Origin of the sequence: Nitrospira sp., assembly GCA_024760525.1 — a bacterium.
GTDB lineage: Bacteria > Nitrospirota > Nitrospiria > Nitrospirales > Nitrospiraceae > Nitrospira_D.
In genome coordinates, this window is sequence record CP060499.1 from 3765526 (window position 1) to 3781280 (window position 15755).

17 protein-coding genes are annotated in these 15755 nt (G+C 55.5%); 9 read left to right on the forward strand and 8 right to left on the reverse strand.

Annotated features, from left to right (window positions below):
• Positions 1–804, forward strand: coding sequence for a ribosomal RNA small subunit methyltransferase A (gene rsmA / locus H8K04_17725; GenBank protein ID UVT15618.1), 804 nt, complete (start codon positions 1–3; stop codon positions 802–804).
• Positions 805–851: 47 nt separating this feature from the next.
• Here the strand turns inward: rsmA and H8K04_17730 are convergent, their stop codons facing one another.
• Positions 852–1415 carry an OmpA family protein gene (locus H8K04_17730; protein UVT15619.1) on the reverse strand — a complete coding sequence of 188 codons (564 nt, stop codon included), beginning with the start codon at positions 1413–1415 and terminating at the stop codon, positions 852–854.
• 74 nt (positions 1416–1489) lie between these two features.
• Entirely contained in the window at positions 1490–2719 is a 1230-nt protein-coding gene (locus H8K04_17735; protein UVT15620.1) for a hypothetical protein, read from the reverse strand.
• A 283-nt stretch (positions 2720–3002) separates the two neighbouring features.
• Here H8K04_17735 and H8K04_17740 point away from each other — a divergent pair, with 283 nt between their 5' ends.
• Positions 3003–3200, forward strand: coding sequence for a hypothetical protein (locus H8K04_17740; GenBank protein ID UVT15621.1), 198 nt, complete (start codon positions 3003–3005; stop codon positions 3198–3200).
• Between the two features lie 716 nt (positions 3201–3916).
• Positions 3917–4837 (forward strand): GGDEF domain-containing response regulator, encoded by a 921-nt coding sequence (locus H8K04_17745; protein ID UVT15622.1) that lies wholly within the window; start codon positions 3917–3919, stop codon positions 4835–4837.
• Positions 4838–4872: 35 nt separating this feature from the next.
• Here H8K04_17745 and H8K04_17750 read toward each other — a convergent pair whose 3' ends face one another.
• On the reverse strand, positions 4873–5664 hold the full coding sequence (locus H8K04_17750) for a right-handed parallel beta-helix repeat-containing protein (protein UVT15623.1): 792 nt from the start codon (positions 5662–5664) through the stop codon (positions 4873–4875).
• A 276-nt stretch (positions 5665–5940) separates the two neighbouring features.
• Here H8K04_17750 and ybgF point away from each other — a divergent pair, with 276 nt between their 5' ends.
• The gene (gene ybgF, locus H8K04_17755) at positions 5941–6432 is read left to right on the forward strand and encodes a tol-pal system protein YbgF (protein UVT15624.1); all 492 of its coding nucleotides are present in this window, start codon (positions 5941–5943) and stop codon (positions 6430–6432) included.
• 37 nt (positions 6433–6469) lie between these two features.
• Here ybgF and H8K04_17760 read toward each other — a convergent pair whose 3' ends face one another.
• Both H8K04_17760 and H8K04_17765 read right to left on the reverse strand, forming a co-directional pair.
• Positions 6470–6979: a DUF2726 domain-containing protein gene (locus H8K04_17760; protein UVT15625.1), complete on the reverse strand. Its 510-nt coding sequence runs from the start codon at positions 6977–6979 to the stop codon at positions 6470–6472.
• A 6-nt stretch (positions 6980–6985) separates the two neighbouring features.
• Positions 6986–8176: an anhydro-N-acetylmuramic acid kinase gene (locus H8K04_17765; GenBank protein ID UVT15626.1), complete on the reverse strand. Its 1191-nt coding sequence runs from the start codon at positions 8174–8176 to the stop codon at positions 6986–6988.
• A gap of 167 nt (positions 8177–8343) precedes the next feature.
• Here H8K04_17765 and H8K04_17770 point away from each other — a divergent pair, with 167 nt between their 5' ends.
• The 4 genes from H8K04_17770 (at position 8344) to H8K04_17785 (ending at position 11776) form a co-directional block, all read left to right on the forward strand.
• Positions 8344–9285: a zinc ABC transporter substrate-binding protein gene (locus tag H8K04_17770; protein UVT15627.1), complete on the forward strand. Its 942-nt coding sequence runs from the start codon at positions 8344–8346 to the stop codon at positions 9283–9285.
• 48 nt (positions 9286–9333) lie between these two features.
• Positions 9334–10125: a metal ABC transporter ATP-binding protein gene (locus tag H8K04_17775; protein ID UVT15628.1), complete on the forward strand. Its 792-nt coding sequence runs from the start codon at positions 9334–9336 to the stop codon at positions 10123–10125.
• A gap of 16 nt (positions 10126–10141) precedes the next feature.
• The gene (locus H8K04_17780; protein ID UVT15629.1) at positions 10142–10972 is read left to right on the forward strand and encodes a metal ABC transporter permease; all 831 of its coding nucleotides are present in this window, start codon (positions 10142–10144) and stop codon (positions 10970–10972) included.
• 174 nt (positions 10973–11146) lie between these two features.
• Entirely contained in the window at positions 11147–11776 is a 630-nt protein-coding gene (locus tag H8K04_17785; protein ID UVT15630.1) for an outer membrane beta-barrel protein, read from the forward strand.
• An 82-nt stretch (positions 11777–11858) separates the two neighbouring features.
• On the opposite strand, the gene H8K04_17790 is transcribed toward H8K04_17785, so the two are convergent.
• From H8K04_17790 to H8K04_17800, 3 genes are all read right to left on the reverse strand, one after another.
• On the reverse strand, positions 11859–12290 hold the full coding sequence (locus H8K04_17790; GenBank protein UVT15631.1) for a GNAT family N-acetyltransferase: 432 nt from the start codon (positions 12288–12290) through the stop codon (positions 11859–11861).
• A gap of 321 nt (positions 12291–12611) precedes the next feature.
• Positions 12612–13037 carry a hypothetical protein gene (locus H8K04_17795; protein ID UVT15632.1) on the reverse strand — a complete coding sequence of 142 codons (426 nt, stop codon included), beginning with the start codon at positions 13035–13037 and terminating at the stop codon, positions 12612–12614.
• Positions 13031–14035: an RluA family pseudouridine synthase gene (locus H8K04_17800; protein ID UVT15633.1), complete on the reverse strand. Its 1005-nt coding sequence runs from the start codon at positions 14033–14035 to the stop codon at positions 13031–13033. Before H8K04_17800 ends, H8K04_17795 begins: the two co-directional genes overlap by 7 nt.
• 270 nt (positions 14036–14305) lie before the next feature.
• Here H8K04_17800 and H8K04_17805 point away from each other — a divergent pair, with 270 nt between their 5' ends.
• Positions 14306–15730 carry a circularly permuted type 2 ATP-grasp protein gene (locus tag H8K04_17805; GenBank protein ID UVT18034.1) on the forward strand — a complete coding sequence of 475 codons (1425 nt, stop codon included), beginning with the start codon at positions 14306–14308 and terminating at the stop codon, positions 15728–15730.
• Positions 15731–15755: the final 25 nt, after the last annotated feature.

The following is a 15755-nucleotide window of genomic DNA, read 5'->3' on the forward strand; positions in this document are numbered from 1 at the left end:
GTGAGCGCCTCCGATCCGCCCATTGCAATCAAACGTCTCGGCCAGAATTTTCTTATCGACCCCAACATCGTACGCAAGATCATCTCCCTGGCTGAACTGACCCCGAATGATACCGTTCTAGAGATCGGACCTGGCCGCGGTATCCTGACGGGATCTCTGTGTCGCGCTACGGGTCGTGTAACGGCGATCGAGGTCGATCCACGACTCCATGGTTATCTAGCCGAACACCACCCGCAGTTTCAGAACCTGACGCTCATTCTCGGCGATGCAATGACCTATCCGATCGAGCAGCTTCCGATCGGGACCATCGTCGTCGCCAATCTTCCATATTATCTGTCTACCCCTCTCCTTTTTCGGCTTCTTGGCCAGCGCGGCCGTTTCCCGCGCATGGTGCTCATGCTGCAGAACGAAGTGGCCAACCGACTCGTGGCCAAACCCGGGAGTTCAGACTACGGCGTCCTGTCCGTCACGGCTCAGTACTCGGCGAATATGACCAAGGCATTCAAGGTCTCAGCACAATGCTTCCGCCCTAAGCCGGAGGTCGACTCTGCCGTCGTCCTGCTGCGGACTAAAGCACGAACCGAACTGAGCCCTCAGGAAGAACACACATTCACGGCATTGGTGAGGGCCGCCTTCGCACACCGCCGCAAGACGCTGATCAACTCGTTGAAGGATGAGGGCTATGATCAGAAAGTGGTGGGTACAGCATTGACCGCACATCATCTCTCATCTTCCGTCCGGGCAGAAATCCTTTCCCTCGAGCAGTTCCTCGAATTGACCCGCAGCCTGCATCGGTCGACCTGATGCGGTCTAGAATGATTCAAGGGTTCAAATCTTGAGTGCCCGGCACTTTATGTGGGACGTAAGTGGATCTTGAACACGACCCGGCGGCTTTTGTCGCGGTCGAGGTGTCCTGCTTCGTTTCTCAACAAGTTCTGCCTCCCGCGCCCGTTCGCCGTAGCCTTTTGCAAAAAGCACTCATAGGCCCACGGAAGCTTCTCACGGATGACTTCCAAGCTTTTCGCCAGAACGGCGAATGAACGGTCCTGACTCAATCGCAAGTTGCGCACGTCGTCGCCGAGATCGTCCGTGTACCCTTCAATGACAAAGGCCTCCACTTCCTGTCCGCCATGTCCACAGACGACTCCGGCATAATGCGGCATCTCCTCGGATAGGAAGGTTTCGGCAGATGGAAGGAGCGTACTTTTCCCAAACTCAAAGTTGAGCGCCGTATCCGGCACCGTGACGGTGAGGACGCTAGGCCCCTTGGCTTCCACCTTCGGGGTAAGCGGTTCAAGGGTCGCCCTTTGTTGTGTGGAAGGAATGCCGTTCGGGGGTGGCTTGGCATTTCCATCCTCGATGCGAGTGATATAGGCGGCTAGCAGTAGAATGAAGATGACGGCGAGCGACGTCATGAGGTCTGCGACGCCGTTTGTCAACGCAGATGAGCCTTCACGGGATTCGGGCCCAGAAATTGGCCTGAACTGCTTCATCGGGTGGGCGCCTCTTTATGTAGAACTTGCCGTCGCTCAGCATCGTCCGCTTTCTGTTGTCGCGGCGCCTGCTCAATTGTATTAGTCATGTGATTTCTGAGTTCCTTGAACATGGTTTCAATTTCTGGTTGAGACAGCTGTACCGGAGACGGCTGTCCCTTAATCGAACGATTGAGCTCCTGAATCGCTTCCATCAACGGCTTGATCATCGGCTTCAACGCCCGCTGAACCTCGTGACCGATCTCTCCCGGCAAATCGTCGAGCTTCAGCGGCGAATGTTTGGCGTTCAGCCCTGTGAGCGCTTGAGAGGCTGAAGTCAGGGCCGCAACTGTCGCTCCGAGTCGCTGCTGCACAACTTCAACCAACTGGTTCGCGGTGTCGGATTGGATGGGGCTGACTATGGCGGCCGGAGATCCATTCGGCAACGAGGATGGTCGTGCTTCCTGGCCGTCAGCTTTCTGAGGAAACATTTCATCAAGGAGCGACAGACATTCCCGATACCGGTTGTCCAGTCGATACCAGATCGAGGTTTCGAGGATGGTAAAAACATTCGCGCACGCCAAGCCGACAATTGATGTCACAAACTTACCGGAGAGGCCATTGATGAGCCCTTGGATTCCATCAATCTGTGATCCGTTCGCATGTAGTTTGCTGAGACCGATCAAAATGGCAAAAAACGTAAACATCAAGCCCATGCCTGTCAGAAAGGAAGGGAGTTGCCTCAAGAAGCGGACATTGAGATGGCTGGCGCAGAGCGCTTCGAACGAAAAAAAGTCAGCCGCGGAACGCTGGCTATGGACAGTCGGCTCGAGAAACCAGGCAGTTTGCTCCACCGTGAGGGACTTTCGGTATGAAAGCCATTCTTTTGAGAAGGCCGGCTCCGATCGTATCGCGCGATCCAGCGTTGCAAGATCATCCAGATCACGGCGAGCTTCCGGCGACTGATCGGGACGTGCCTGTCGTTTGGCTAAGGCCGGGACCACCAGCCAATCTGCAGATACCCGTTGCCGTGCCGACGCCAGAGGCGCAACGGACGAGTGGAATCGCAAGAGTGTATGACGAATCCGCACCAAGCCTCGTATGAGGGCCGCACTATGCCAGAGACAGAGGACGATGATCGAGGCCGCGCCGATCCAGCTCAGCATGGGGCTCTGAAGCCCACCGACTATCGCAACATCCTGACTGAGAAGCCGCCAAAGCTCGGCGAGCAGGCTCAATTCATTCATTGATTTGACCTCACGGTCTCGCTAGTCCCCAGGGCGCCGGATTGGAAAACATGCTCATCTCCCTCAACTTCCATGCCAGAGAGAGCGGTCGATAGATGGCCCGGTGTCGTCGCATTCTTGAGAGAATACGGCAGCTCCTAGGAAATTCTTGCCGAAAGCGCGGCAAATTCTATCGGGAGCACGGCACAGTGCTCGTCGTCGGAGCAGAACTGCAAGTTGCTTTCTGGGGGATCGACCCTGGTGTATGATCACCTGGCTTTGTCAGACGAGGGGAGGCAGCGCCATGCACTTCGTCCGAATCGGAAACCGTGCGGTCAATCTCGATCTCGTCGCTCACTGTGAAGTGCAGATCTGGCATGACACCGTGTCGGTCAAGGTTTTCATGACGGGATCGGCCAATAACACTCCCGTGGTCCTCAATGAAGAGGAAGCGAAGCTGTTCTGGAAGTACATTGAATATGTCGCAGAGAAGCCGGTTTAGTCATACCCATAGCCTATCGGCCGGTCTCTTCGTTTCTCGGCGCGGTGCCGCCTCCAGCCCCTTTCCAGATTCACCGGACAAATGTGTCACACTCGATTGAAGAATGGTTTTCGTGCTATGGTTGAGTTGTGTTTCCTGTGTTTGCACGCTGGGAAATGCGGCAAAAAGGAGCGCCAATTCCAATGACCTCAAGAATGGGTCGACTTACCGGCGTCATCTGTGTGTTGTTGGGGATAACCGGATGCGCCAGCGAATTCACTGTTTTCAGCGCAGCGGGAGATCCTCTTTTGCTCTCACGCCGCGGATATACACCCGATGAATGTACCGAGAAGGTTAAGGACGACGCCGCTCGCTTGGGCGTCACGTTGCGGTATGTTCATATACGTGGGACCGCCGTTGGTCGTTCACTCATGTGGCCCTTTGAACCTGGATACGCCTGTGAGGCGGCGATAGGCCCGGAGCAGGGTCCGATCGGCACCTACCCAGGTGGCCTGCCCACCATTTCTCCCGGTTCATGATTGAGTAGTTCGACTGCCCACCCCTTTTCCGCCGTTGAGCGAGTTGGTACGGTATACGCGCTGAAGGTCTAGTTTCCTTCCATTGTGTCTTTCCAGTCGTTCCAAGGGCATGTCACCACTTCGGTGATTCGCTTGTTGAATCATGGTCTTAGGCTATACTTATTAGAGGTCGAGGAAAGAGGTCGCACCGAAAGCGCAATGATCAAGATCCTATTGGTCGAAGACAACGATATTGACGCACGCCTGACACAGGACATCCTCACGGAATGGAACCTTGAGGAATTCAATGTCACCCATGTGACCCGCTTGAGCGACGCCTTTTCACAGCTGGCGCGCGCACGCTTTGATGCCGTCCTCTTGGATCTGTCGCTCCCCGACGGATATGGGTTATCAACCGTGCGTCAAATGCATGTCGCGAACCCTACGATTGCCATCATCGTGCTCAGCGGGCTCAGTGATCAGACGCTCGCACTACAGGCTGTCCAGAACGGTGCGCAGGATTATCTCGTCAAGGGAGAGGGGCAATCGGAGCTATTGGCTCGCTCCATCCGTTACGCCATCGAACGCAAACGAGCCGAGGAGCGGCTGACATACCTTGCCCAGTACGATCAATTGACCGGTCTTGTGAACCGCACGTTGTTTCGCGATCGCCTCATCCAAGCCATGGCCCGGAGCAAACGGCTCCAACAACCGCTCAGTCTCATGTTGCTGGACCTCGATCAGTTCAAGCCGGTGAACGACACCCTTGGCCATGACGTCGGGGATCAGGTTTTGAAAGTTGTCGCCACGCGATTACAAGATTGTGTTCGCGAAGTTGACACCGTGGCACGCATGGGAGGAGATGAATTCACGATTATCCTTGAAGGTCTGACGTGCGAAGAAGATATCACGCTGGTCGCACAGCGAATCACCAAATCCTTGGCGGAACCGTTTCATCTTGGAGACCATCAGGCTTTGATCGGAGTCAGCATCGGCATTACCGTCTATCCGACCGATGATCACGACATTGATGAGCTGCTGAAGCATGCCGATGCCGCAATGTATCGGGCGAAACAGCAGGGTGGAAGCGCGTTTCAGTTCCACATTCCGAACGACTCCCCTTCCTCAACTCTGCTTTAGCCAATAGGGCGATTCCTTGCGGTTCCGGACTGTCATTACCGGCCGATCTGAGCAAGCGGTTGATCGGAGACTGAATAGGCCCCAAGGGGGTTGGGTTCGAGTCGATTCATCATGGGAAGCTCAGACGGCGACGGGTTGGGCTGTGAATCGGGTGTCAGAAGAATCCCCCAGTGCTGGTTATTGTGACAGATATTGTCCGCCATCAATGCGCCGCCGTGGTGGAACAGCAGGATGCCGCTCAGCATATTTCCTTCACACTGATTCCGGACCAGTTCAGGACGGCTGCCCTGATCGCGGACCGCGATCCCAAAATGGTGATTGTCGAAGCAACGGTTATCGGCCACTCGTGGTTGCGCACCGGCAAACACGAATATGCCGGACTCGCGATTGCGGCACACCTCGTTTTCCGCGAATATCGCACGACATTCGGATCCATACAGGACGACACCGGACAAGATGCCTTCCATTGCCCGGCATTGGGTGATGAGACATGTGGAATTGAGCACGTTGATGGCTGAATGTTGGTCGCTGCCGATATAGCGGAATGTCATGCCGGTTATCAATCCTTCCGGCACCTCTTGGAGATAGAGCGGCCCTCCACGCCGCCAGAAGATATGGACCCGGTCTCGTCCGGCTCCAACCAGCCGGACCGGCCGTTGACTGACGAAAACCTTATCCTCATAGATCCCCGGACGAACATATACCTGATCCGATTCACCCATATCCTTAATCGCTGCGCTCGGCAGGGGATAGCAACCTTGATCGATGCTGTCGACGATCAAGGTTCTGCCTCCCAATGGATTGGCCGGAACTGACTCCTCATGCATCACATTCTCTCCCCGGAATACTGATATCTCCAACAACTCTGAAGATCAACGGACCTTATTGAGCACTGGACATACCCGTCGATGTAAGGGCGCTTTTCGTACAAATCTGTGTCTTTCGTCTGCGCGCCTATTGAAACCTCCTGAAACTGATGGATCTCATGCCCATTGAACATCAGGTTATTCAAGCGGTTCTGATCTTCGACTGACCTGGACCATGGCATACCGATTGCGTGCATAGACCCCTCGACTCTGGTTTGAGCAGTTGGAGGGCCATCTATGGCACAGAACAGTATCGGAATTCTCATACTCCTATCAATGTTCTTATCAGCAGGCCCATCCTTCGCTGCTCCCACCCAGAGGCAGGATACGACCCGTCACCTCTATGATCGTGTCATGGATGAATTCAAACACCGCGATTACGAAGCGGCCATGGCAGGCTTTCGACTGTTTATCGAGTTGCACAGTGAGTCCGCACTCGCAGCCAACGCACAGTATTGGATCGGAGAATGTCAGTATCGTATGGGGCGATACCGCGACGCGCTGAAGTCGTTCTATGACGTCGTCTCAAATTACCCGCTCAGTCCGAAGTTGGCGGCGTCCACATTGAAGCTCGGCCAGACCTACACCAAATTGGGCGATCACGAAAAAGCGAGGCTCATGTTCGACCGTGTCGTGGATCAATACCCGGATAGCTCCGAAGCGGAACTTGCCCGAACAACCATCGAGGCAATAACGCGCGCCGACGAAGCCGCCGCCGCATCGCCGTAGAGACCGGCCCGCTCGATGAAAGCGGATCGCTTGTTTTCTATTCCTCTGCGTTCATCCCCAATTGGGCGGCGAGGTCTGGCAAAGAGTAGTTTTTCTTCGATCGCAACTTCATCAGCTTGATTCCTGCCGCATCGAGGACCGATTCGATGACGCGCTGCCGTTCTGCTTGATGGGGTTGCGGTGACTCCTGTTCAATCTGCACGACCTGCTCGACCTGGCAGGATCCTGGATGGACCAAAGCAAAATCGACTCGTTTGAGCGCGAGATGGCGCAGAACATGAGAACGCACCGTGTCAGAGGCATCAACGGCTATGAAGGACCATAACGGTACTTGAGTAAAGACCAGGTACTGCTCCTGGACAACCATCCGCAGCAGATTATACAGAGCCACCTCTTCTTCCACGATCAACGGGGCGGAACTGATGATGGCGTCCGGAGGAATCATAAACGGCACGAGCTGCCGGCTGCTTCGACGGAATCTCTTCCGATACAACCAAATGCCGACGATCACTGCAAGGGCCACCGCCCCGACGAGAACGATCTTCATCGCCCGTTACTTTCGCCCTTTACGTGGGTGTAGTCGCTCGAACCACCGCGGGCCGCTTGGGACGATGCATCCCAACAGCCTAGGGAAGGCCGCTCCTGTGACCGAAGGGACATTCCCACACTCCTCCATCACGGTCTGATACGCTAGAACAGCAAAGGCCACCGACTCGAGCGCCTTGCTGTCCCAACCGTGCGCCTCAAAGGTCGTGACCGGAACCGGCGCAAAGACTTCCGTCAGGTGTCCCATGATCACCCGGTTCTTGACGCCTCCTCCACCGACGATCACTTCATCGATGCCACCTTTGACCCATCGCCGCGCCGTGCCAACTCCCTCCGCAGTCCAGCGGCTGCATGTGGCCAGCAGATCCTCGATCGGCAATTTGCGGGTTTGTTGCCAGTTGAGCAAGTCGTCCAACATCTTTGCGCCGAACGCTTCACGCCCTGTGGATTTCGGTGGCGCCTGAGACAGATAAGGATGCGCAAGCAGTTTGGCCAACAATCTCGAATCAACCTGTCCTCGGGCAGCCAGCCGCCCTTCACGGTCCATCGAGGACCGGCCATTTGTGGCTCGGACCATGATGCCGTCCAGAACCATATTCGCCGGACCAGTGTCGAATGCGGCCAGTGTTACGGTTCCTGATCGACGTGGCAGGTAGGTGACGTTGCTGATGCCGCCAAGATTCACGATGAGTCGCGCCCGGCGAGGATGTTGAAACAGCAAGGCATGCACTCCCGGTGTAAGCGGCGCTCCTTGCCCTCCGGCCGCGATGTCGCGCGGACGGAAATTGGCCACCGTCGTGATCCCCGTGCGTTCGGCGATCACGGCGGGCTCAGCAATCTGCAGGGTGGAGCGTATCGAGCCGACACCGGTATCCTTGATGCCATTGGGAAGGTGGTGCACCGTCTGGCCGTGGGATCCAATCAGAGCCACGTCCTCTTCGGTCAGATGAGCCGCACGGATGACGCCTAACGCTGCGTCGGCGAACCACTCGCCCAACAGCGCATTCAGGTGGCAAATATCCGTCACGGTCCCGGAAACCGATGCCGAGAGAATTCGTTGTTGCAGCGAGCGCGGATAGGGAAGCGAATGAAACGCAACCATCTCGACGTGAATGCCGGCTTTCCGACGATCAATCGAGACCAGGGCAGCGTCGACTCCGTCAGCTGAAGTACCCGACATCAATCCAACAACGTTCATCTGCAGTATCCTTTCGCAACCATACGAATCCGCCGAGACCGGCGGGTGCGCTACGCTAATCGAACTGGCGCGTATGGTCAAGGAGGCGAATGGACAGGGCCTATGAGGGGGTGCCGCCGTCACGATGTCGTTGACACCGCAAAACTTGGATGTTACCGTCCCCGCCGATGTTTTTGGTCAACCACGTGCTGAAACGACCCATCTCCGTTCTCATCGCCTTTCTGGCCGGCTTCGTTCCCTCCCTTACCCCTGTGACAGAAGCTCGCGACCCGATTCCCATCGTCGTCACGATTCCTGTCCTGAAGGATTTGGCCGAACAGGTCGGCGGCCCCCATGTACGGGTCACATCTTTGTTGAGCGGCTACGAGAACGAACACACCTATTCGCCGAAACCCACCGATCTGATCGCAGTCCGGAAGGCCAGGGTGCTGTTCGAGATCGGCCTCGGACTCGAGGTCTGGGTTTCGTCGCTGGTCAAGAATGCCGGGAGTCCGTCGTTACGCCTCATTACGACATCCCAGGGGGTGGGGCTGATTCACGATGGTTCGGATTCTCATGACGAACTGCACAAGGGCGAAAAAGAAGCCGAGCCAGGCGGGAATCCACACATCTGGTTGGACCCTGAGAACGTCGCCATCATGCTGCGCCACATCACTGATGCCCTGATTGAGGTTGATCCGGGTCACACGGCCGAATTCCGAACAAATCAAGCGGCGTATCTTCACCGGTTGAGCCGGTTGCAAAAAGAACTTTCTGATCGCACTCAGCTGCTATTCGATCGACGTTTCATTGCGCACCATTCGGCCTGGCCTTATTTAGCGAAGCGATTTGGCCTCGAAATTGTCGGCACGATTCACATGCAGTCCGGCACAGAACCATCGGCTTTTCACCTGCAATCTCTCATCGAAAAGATCAGGAAGGAGAATATCAGGGTTATCGTCTCCGAGATTCAGCTCAGCCAACGCCTCCCGGAACTGCTTGCGAGAGAAACCAACGCCCGCGTCGTGGTCCTGACGACGATGCCGGGAGGTGTATCGGGAACTGAGACCTACCTCGACATGCTTCGTTATAATGTGCTCCAATTAGCCGGCGCGCTGGAAACGACGTAACAACAGTTAGGACATTCGTTTCTATCGTCGGAAGGAGTTTGGGAATCCGTGTCTGACCCCCGCGAGCCAATTATTCGTTTTGAGCGCGCTTCCTTCGGATTTCCAGGGCTCACGGCCCTGAAGGAGATCTCGCTGACCATCTACGAAGGCGAGTTCGTCGGGGTGATCGGTCCAAATGGGTCAGGGAAAACGACACTGTGTCGAGCAGTCTTAGGACTTTTAGCTCCCATGGAAGGACACCTCCATATCTTCGACTGTGCCTGCGATGAGCTCCGCTGCCACCATCGTGCCAAAATCGGGTACCTCCCGCAGAAAGGGGTCGTCGATCGCAATTTCCCGGTGACAGTCCTCGAAACAGTGATGATGGGACGTTACGGGGCCTTAGGCTTGTTTAGGCGCCCGAGTCGGAAGGATCGTGCTATCGCACTGGAAGCTCTTAGTCAGGTCGGAATGGAATCACATAAGGATAACGCTCTTGGGCAACTCTCCGGCGGTCAACAACAGCGTGTCTTCATTGCCAGAGCCCTGGCGCAGCAACCCAAAGTCCTGATATTGGATGAACCGACGACCGGCCTGGATATCACCACGCAACACAATGTCATTGAGCTCGTGCAACACCTTCATGACGAGCTCAAGTTGACGGTCCTCCTCATTACGCACGACATAAATATGATCCGCTCACGAGTGGATCGATTGATTCTTCTCAAAACCAGACTCTTCGCCGCGGGTCCTCCTGCGGAAGTGCTCAAAGCGGACATTCTTCACCAAGTGTACGGGAAAGAGCTGGTCATCACCGAGAAAGACCTCGTCATCGTGGAAGACTATCACCATCACCACTAGGAGTTAATTCCACTCCATGCTCGATCTCCTCACTTACGATTTCATGCAACGGTCCCTGCTCGCCGCGGCGATGGTCGGCGGATTGTGCTCGGTGATCGGCGTATTTGTCGTGTTGCGCGGACTGGCGTTTGTCGGAGCCGGCACGTCGCATGCCGCCTTCGCGGGCGTCGCACTCGGTTACTTGATGGGTTGGCCTCCCTTATTGCTGGCGATCCTGTTCGGACTCGCCACGGTATGGATCACCGGGTGGGTCGAGGAAAGAGGCCGCATGAAGCTGGATGTGTCGATCGGCATTCTCTACACCACGACGATGGCACTGGCAATCCTCTTCATCGGGCTGATGAAGACCTATAATGCCGAAGTGTATGGGTATTTGTTCGGCAGCGTCCTGTCGGTCACCACTGAGGAGCTCAGCATCATCGGAGGGTTGAGCATTCTCGTACTGGGGCTCATCTTGACGTTTGCAAAAGAGCTCTACTTTATCGCCTTCGATCAAGAGATGGCTGAAGCTTCCGGCGTTCCAGCACGACAGATCTTTTTTCTCCTCTTGTCACTGGTGGCCTTGACGGTGGTAGTCTCATTGAAGACGGTCGGTGCGATCCTCGTGTTTGCGATGATTCTGATTCCAGCCTCGACCGCCTACCAGCTCACGCATAGCCTCGCAACGCTGACTCTGTATTCCGCAATCATCGGAGTCATGACCTCCGTAACAGGCGTCTTGATTTCTGCCGTGTGGGACGTCCCTTCCGGACCGGCAATCGTTCTTCTCGCCACCGCAATATTTTTCATCTCTGTCTTCTTCTCGCCAAAGCGCGTGAAGAGCACACGGTTGGCGCACTCTCATTAACCACACGCACCTTGCTCCTCCCAATCTCAGAATGCTATGTGTACTACACGACCTCCGATATGAGGTGCCCAAGCTTGCACCCGCTGTCGAGGTGGCAGAAAGATACCGGAATCGGCGATAATCGCGGTGCTTTCTTATAGGCGAGACACCCCAATACATGAGAGGAGGAGTTTCATGCGAGGGCACACGTTAAGACCAGGCTTAATCGGCGTATTGTTCGTCGCTATGGCGACGATGTTCCCCATGTCACACGGGGCCTTGGCGGAAGAATTCGGCGGAACTGAACCGGGCAGATGGATACTTGGTTTTCGGGCTGGATTTGCTCCACTGACCCAGCAGCTCTCGGAAAATACGTCAACGTCCATCGGACCACTCGTCAATTTTCAAGGCTTGTACAGCGTGAATAACTGGCTCTTGGTCGGAATGATGCTCGAATGGGAACGGCATGGAGTCAGCCTGGAGCGCCCTGACATCGACCTGGGGCATCAAGATACGGTATCGGTGTTGCCGACCGTCGAAGTGCGTCCCGTGAAACTGGGCCGGATCACTCCGTATGTGAATATGAGCTTCGGCGTCAACATCAACAGCTTTGGCGAAGATACACCTATTCGCATCAGTCCGAGCAACACCTTTGCCTGGCGCTTAGGCTGGGGAGCCGATTACATGCTCAATGAACGATTTGCCCTCAATACGGAATGGGCCTATAAGCGAAATGACGGGCATACGACCGGTACCGGAGGTCGGAATGATGACTGGAATGCCTCTTCGTTCGGCTTCCTCTTTGGCGGAAAGATGTTTTTCTGAGTTCATCCATCGGCGGGCATCATCACCACCCTTCTACTCCTATGGAGTAGAAGGGTGAGGAAAAGTTGGGAATAGCCCCGCCTTACTCAAGCCGGCTGTTCTTGTTCCGACTCCACACCATGCCGGTTTGCTCCTTTGAGCTGAATCCCAACTTTTCATAAAACCCCGGCCGTCTGGTGCAGAGCCAAAAGAGCTCGACCCGCTTGAGGCGCGGGTGGTTGAGGATTCGCTGAACAATTTCGGTCCCAATCCCCTGCCCCTGATAGGCTTTGTCGACGATCACATCCCAGATGGTGGCACGATAGACAAAATCGGTGAGAACTCGGCCGAACCCAATGAGTTGATCACGATCCCAGGCGCAGAGGGTCAGATCGGTGTTGCGCAGCATATCCTTGGCGTCATCGAGGGATCGGTCTTTGGCCCAAGGTGCCTGATGGAACAGCCGGAGGAGCTGAGATGCTTCGGGGGGTTCCTTGTGAGCGTACGTGACGGCGGACTTGAGGGTTGGAGGCATCTTATACTAGAGTATTCTCCCAGATTAACCTGAAGTGTACGGGGAAACCGATGTCAACGCAAGTCCGTAGCTGTCCAAAGTGTTTCCAGCTCATGTGGCTGAAAGCGGATGAGTACGAAATACTCGACGCCGAAACGATCCGCGCAAAATGCCCGCATTGCGGTGCGAGTGCTCGCTTTCAACTTGTCACGACCGGTCCAAACGCCTTGGGACCCAAGATGGGGCATTGATGGTTGGGAGCGGTTTTAGTTCTACCTTGTGAGATGGCGTGCTGAGCCTGTGGCATCATCCAAAAGCCGCTGATTGAAAAATGAGAGGCGGTCACGACACTCCTCCACCCGCGCCATCTAACTCGGGCTTATTTCCTGGAAGGACCTTGTGCAGCATCGCGCGGTAGTCCATAAGCCGCTTTTCGTCGATCGGCCTGACCTCGATTTCGTTATCCCGTTGCATCCGCTCCACATGATCAAGCACCGACAGGAGTGGCTGCACGGAGCCGATCAGATTCCCCATTTCAAACGCTTCCAGCGATGAAACAAACGATTCATTGAGCCCCTTGTACGGTGTTCCAGCACTCTGGCTTCGGACTCGGGATACGAGGGTTTCATAACTATCCACGGCCTCTACGGAGGGTTTCACCCCCCACGGCACTGCACTTAAGAGCACAACGGGCGGGAGTTTGGCCGCATACGTCTTGATGTGAGCGGTTAACCCTCCTATGGCGTCGAGTATTTCGGCGGTCAGCATGCATCCTCAGAAAAGGAAAGACCCATGGCCGATGCACGCACTCTACCGGGGTCGGTGACTATCAACTGTTCAAGTGCGTTCGTCACTTCCTCCATATCACCGGGGACCGGCCTCGTAAATTCCTCCACTTTGCCCGTCGTTGGATGAATGAAACCGAGCGTCCTGGCATGGAGCATCACCCGGGGAATCTCCACATTGTCGATCATACAGACCTTGCGCCCACCATAGGTCTGATCCCCGAGAATGGGATGTCCCAATGATGCGAGGTGAACTCGGAGCTGGTGAGTCCGGCCGGTCTGCGGATAGAGTAAAACATGCGCCGCTAATTTCCCATACCGGCGATCGACAACGTACTCTGTGACGGATTCCTTTGGACTCGTCGTTCTCGCGGAAAATTTCTTTCGGTCTTTAATATCACGGCCGATGGCCAGCTCGATTCGACCACGGCCCTTTTTGGGTACGCCCCAGATCAAAGCCTCATACACTCTCGTGATGGTGTGGTGTTTGAATTGTGCCGCAAGTCCGCGGTGCACCACGTCTGTCTTGGTAATCACCATCACACCGGATGTGTCCTTGTCCAGTCGATGAACGAGCCCTGGCCGCTCTTTCCCTCCGATAGTCGAAATCGTACCACCCGATGTCTGGAAGTGATGGAGCAGGGCATTCACCAGTGTCCCAGTCCAATTTCCAGGGGCAGGATGGACGACGATTCCGGCTGGCTTGTTCAACACGAGAAGAGATTCATCTTCGAACAGGACTTCCAGCGGGATGGGCTCCCCCTTGATTGAAAGAGGTTCCGGCTTGGGTACGTCCATGGTGATCCTATCGCCGGATTTGATCTTGTGACTGGCTTTCACGACTCGGTCATTGACGCGAATGCGACCCAGCTCGATCAGCCGCTGTAACGCAGACCGCGAGATATCCCGTTCCCGATTGACGAGGAAGAGGTCCAGCCGTTTGGGCTGTTCTCCGGACGTAATGATAAATTCTGTAATCATGGGCAGCTCACGCTACTAAAGAGCCCCGGTCAAATGCAATCGGTCAATGCCGCCGGTTTGCTTCTTTCGTTTGGCAAGATCATATTACCAGGTCGACAGTCCGCCCAATCCTAAGCAGGAGTTCAAAAGAGGCGATGGAGAAGGGCATTAGGGCACTGAGATTCCCTCGGTGGCAGTAACCGACAATGCCCTTCGGCTGCTCTCTCAGCGGAGCGATTGAAGCCAGGCGGGTGTTTTGTTAGGGTGCTCCCTGGAGTCACTCACATGGGTATACGGTTTTCCCATTACGACCCGGAAGGGTTCTACGACGAGCTGTACGAGGGTGCAGGCCAAACACGGCCTGGCAGCGCTCTCTTGCTGCGAAAGTTTGCATCACTGCCGGAAGGGGAACTGAAAAAGCGCCAACAAGCGGCCGAGCGCGTCATCCTCAACATGGGAATGACGTTCGGTGTCTATGGGAGCGATGATGGCCATGAACAGATCTTTCCCTTCGACATCGTGCCGCGAATCGTCACGGCATCGGATTGGGAACGCATCGAATCCGGACTTCGTCAGCGCATGCGCGCTTTGAACTTGTTTATCGACGATGTGTACCACGATCAAAAGATTCTCAAGAACGGGGTGATTCCCAGCGAACTGATTTATTCCAGCAAGGGCTTCTTGCTGCCCTGCATGGGGCTCCGTCCCCCACGAGGTATCTGGTGCCACATTGCCGGGATCGATCTGGTTCGAATTAATGATGGCCGGTACTACGTCCTCGAAGACAACATGCGCTGCCCGTCAGGCGTGGCCTACGTCTTGGAGGCGCGGCAGGTCATGAAGCGAACGTTCCCTGAGCTCTTCGATGCCTATCGCGTGCGGCCGGTCGACGGTTATCCAAGCCACCTGCTGGAAACACTCCAATATCTTACCGATCTTCCCGATCCGACCATCGTGATTCTCACGCCCGGAATCCTTAACTCCGCCTACTATGAACACTCCTTGCTCGCACAAAAGATGGGGGTAGAATTAGTCGAAGCCAATGATCTCGTCGTGGTGGACGGATTCGTGCATATGCGGACGACGAAAGGTTCTCAGCGGGTAGACGTGATCTACCGGCGGATCAACGACGACTACTTGGACCCGCTCGTATTTCGCAGCGACTCTCTCCTCGGTGTCCCCGGTCTCATGGAATCTTACAAGAGAGGCAGAGTCGCGCTCGTCAATGCGCCCGGCACCGGTGTGTCCGACGACAAAGCCATTTATGCCTATGTCCCGAAGATCATCAATTACTACTTGGCGGAGGAACCGATACTCCCGAACGTGCCGACCTATATCTGTTCGAATAGGCAGGATCGGACCTATGTTTTGGAGCATTTGGATCAACTGGTCGTGAAAGCCACCAACGAAGCCGGTGGGTACGGCATGATGATCGGTCCCCATGCTTCGAAGCAGGAGCGGGAAGAATATGCCCGTCGCGTTGAAGCAGACCCGCGCAACTATATCGCTCAACCGACTCTGGCCCTCTCTCGAGTACCGACATTGGTGGACGACCACCTCGAGGGGCGCCACGTCGATCTTCGGCCATACGTCTTACATGGACGTGATGTCTACGTCCTGCCGGGAGGCATGACGCGCGTGGCGTTGCGGAAAGGGTCGCTGGTAGTGAATTCATCGCAGGGTGGAGGCAACAAAGACACATGGGTCCTTTCCTAAGCGCTTTCTTTACGAGCGAGCGGGA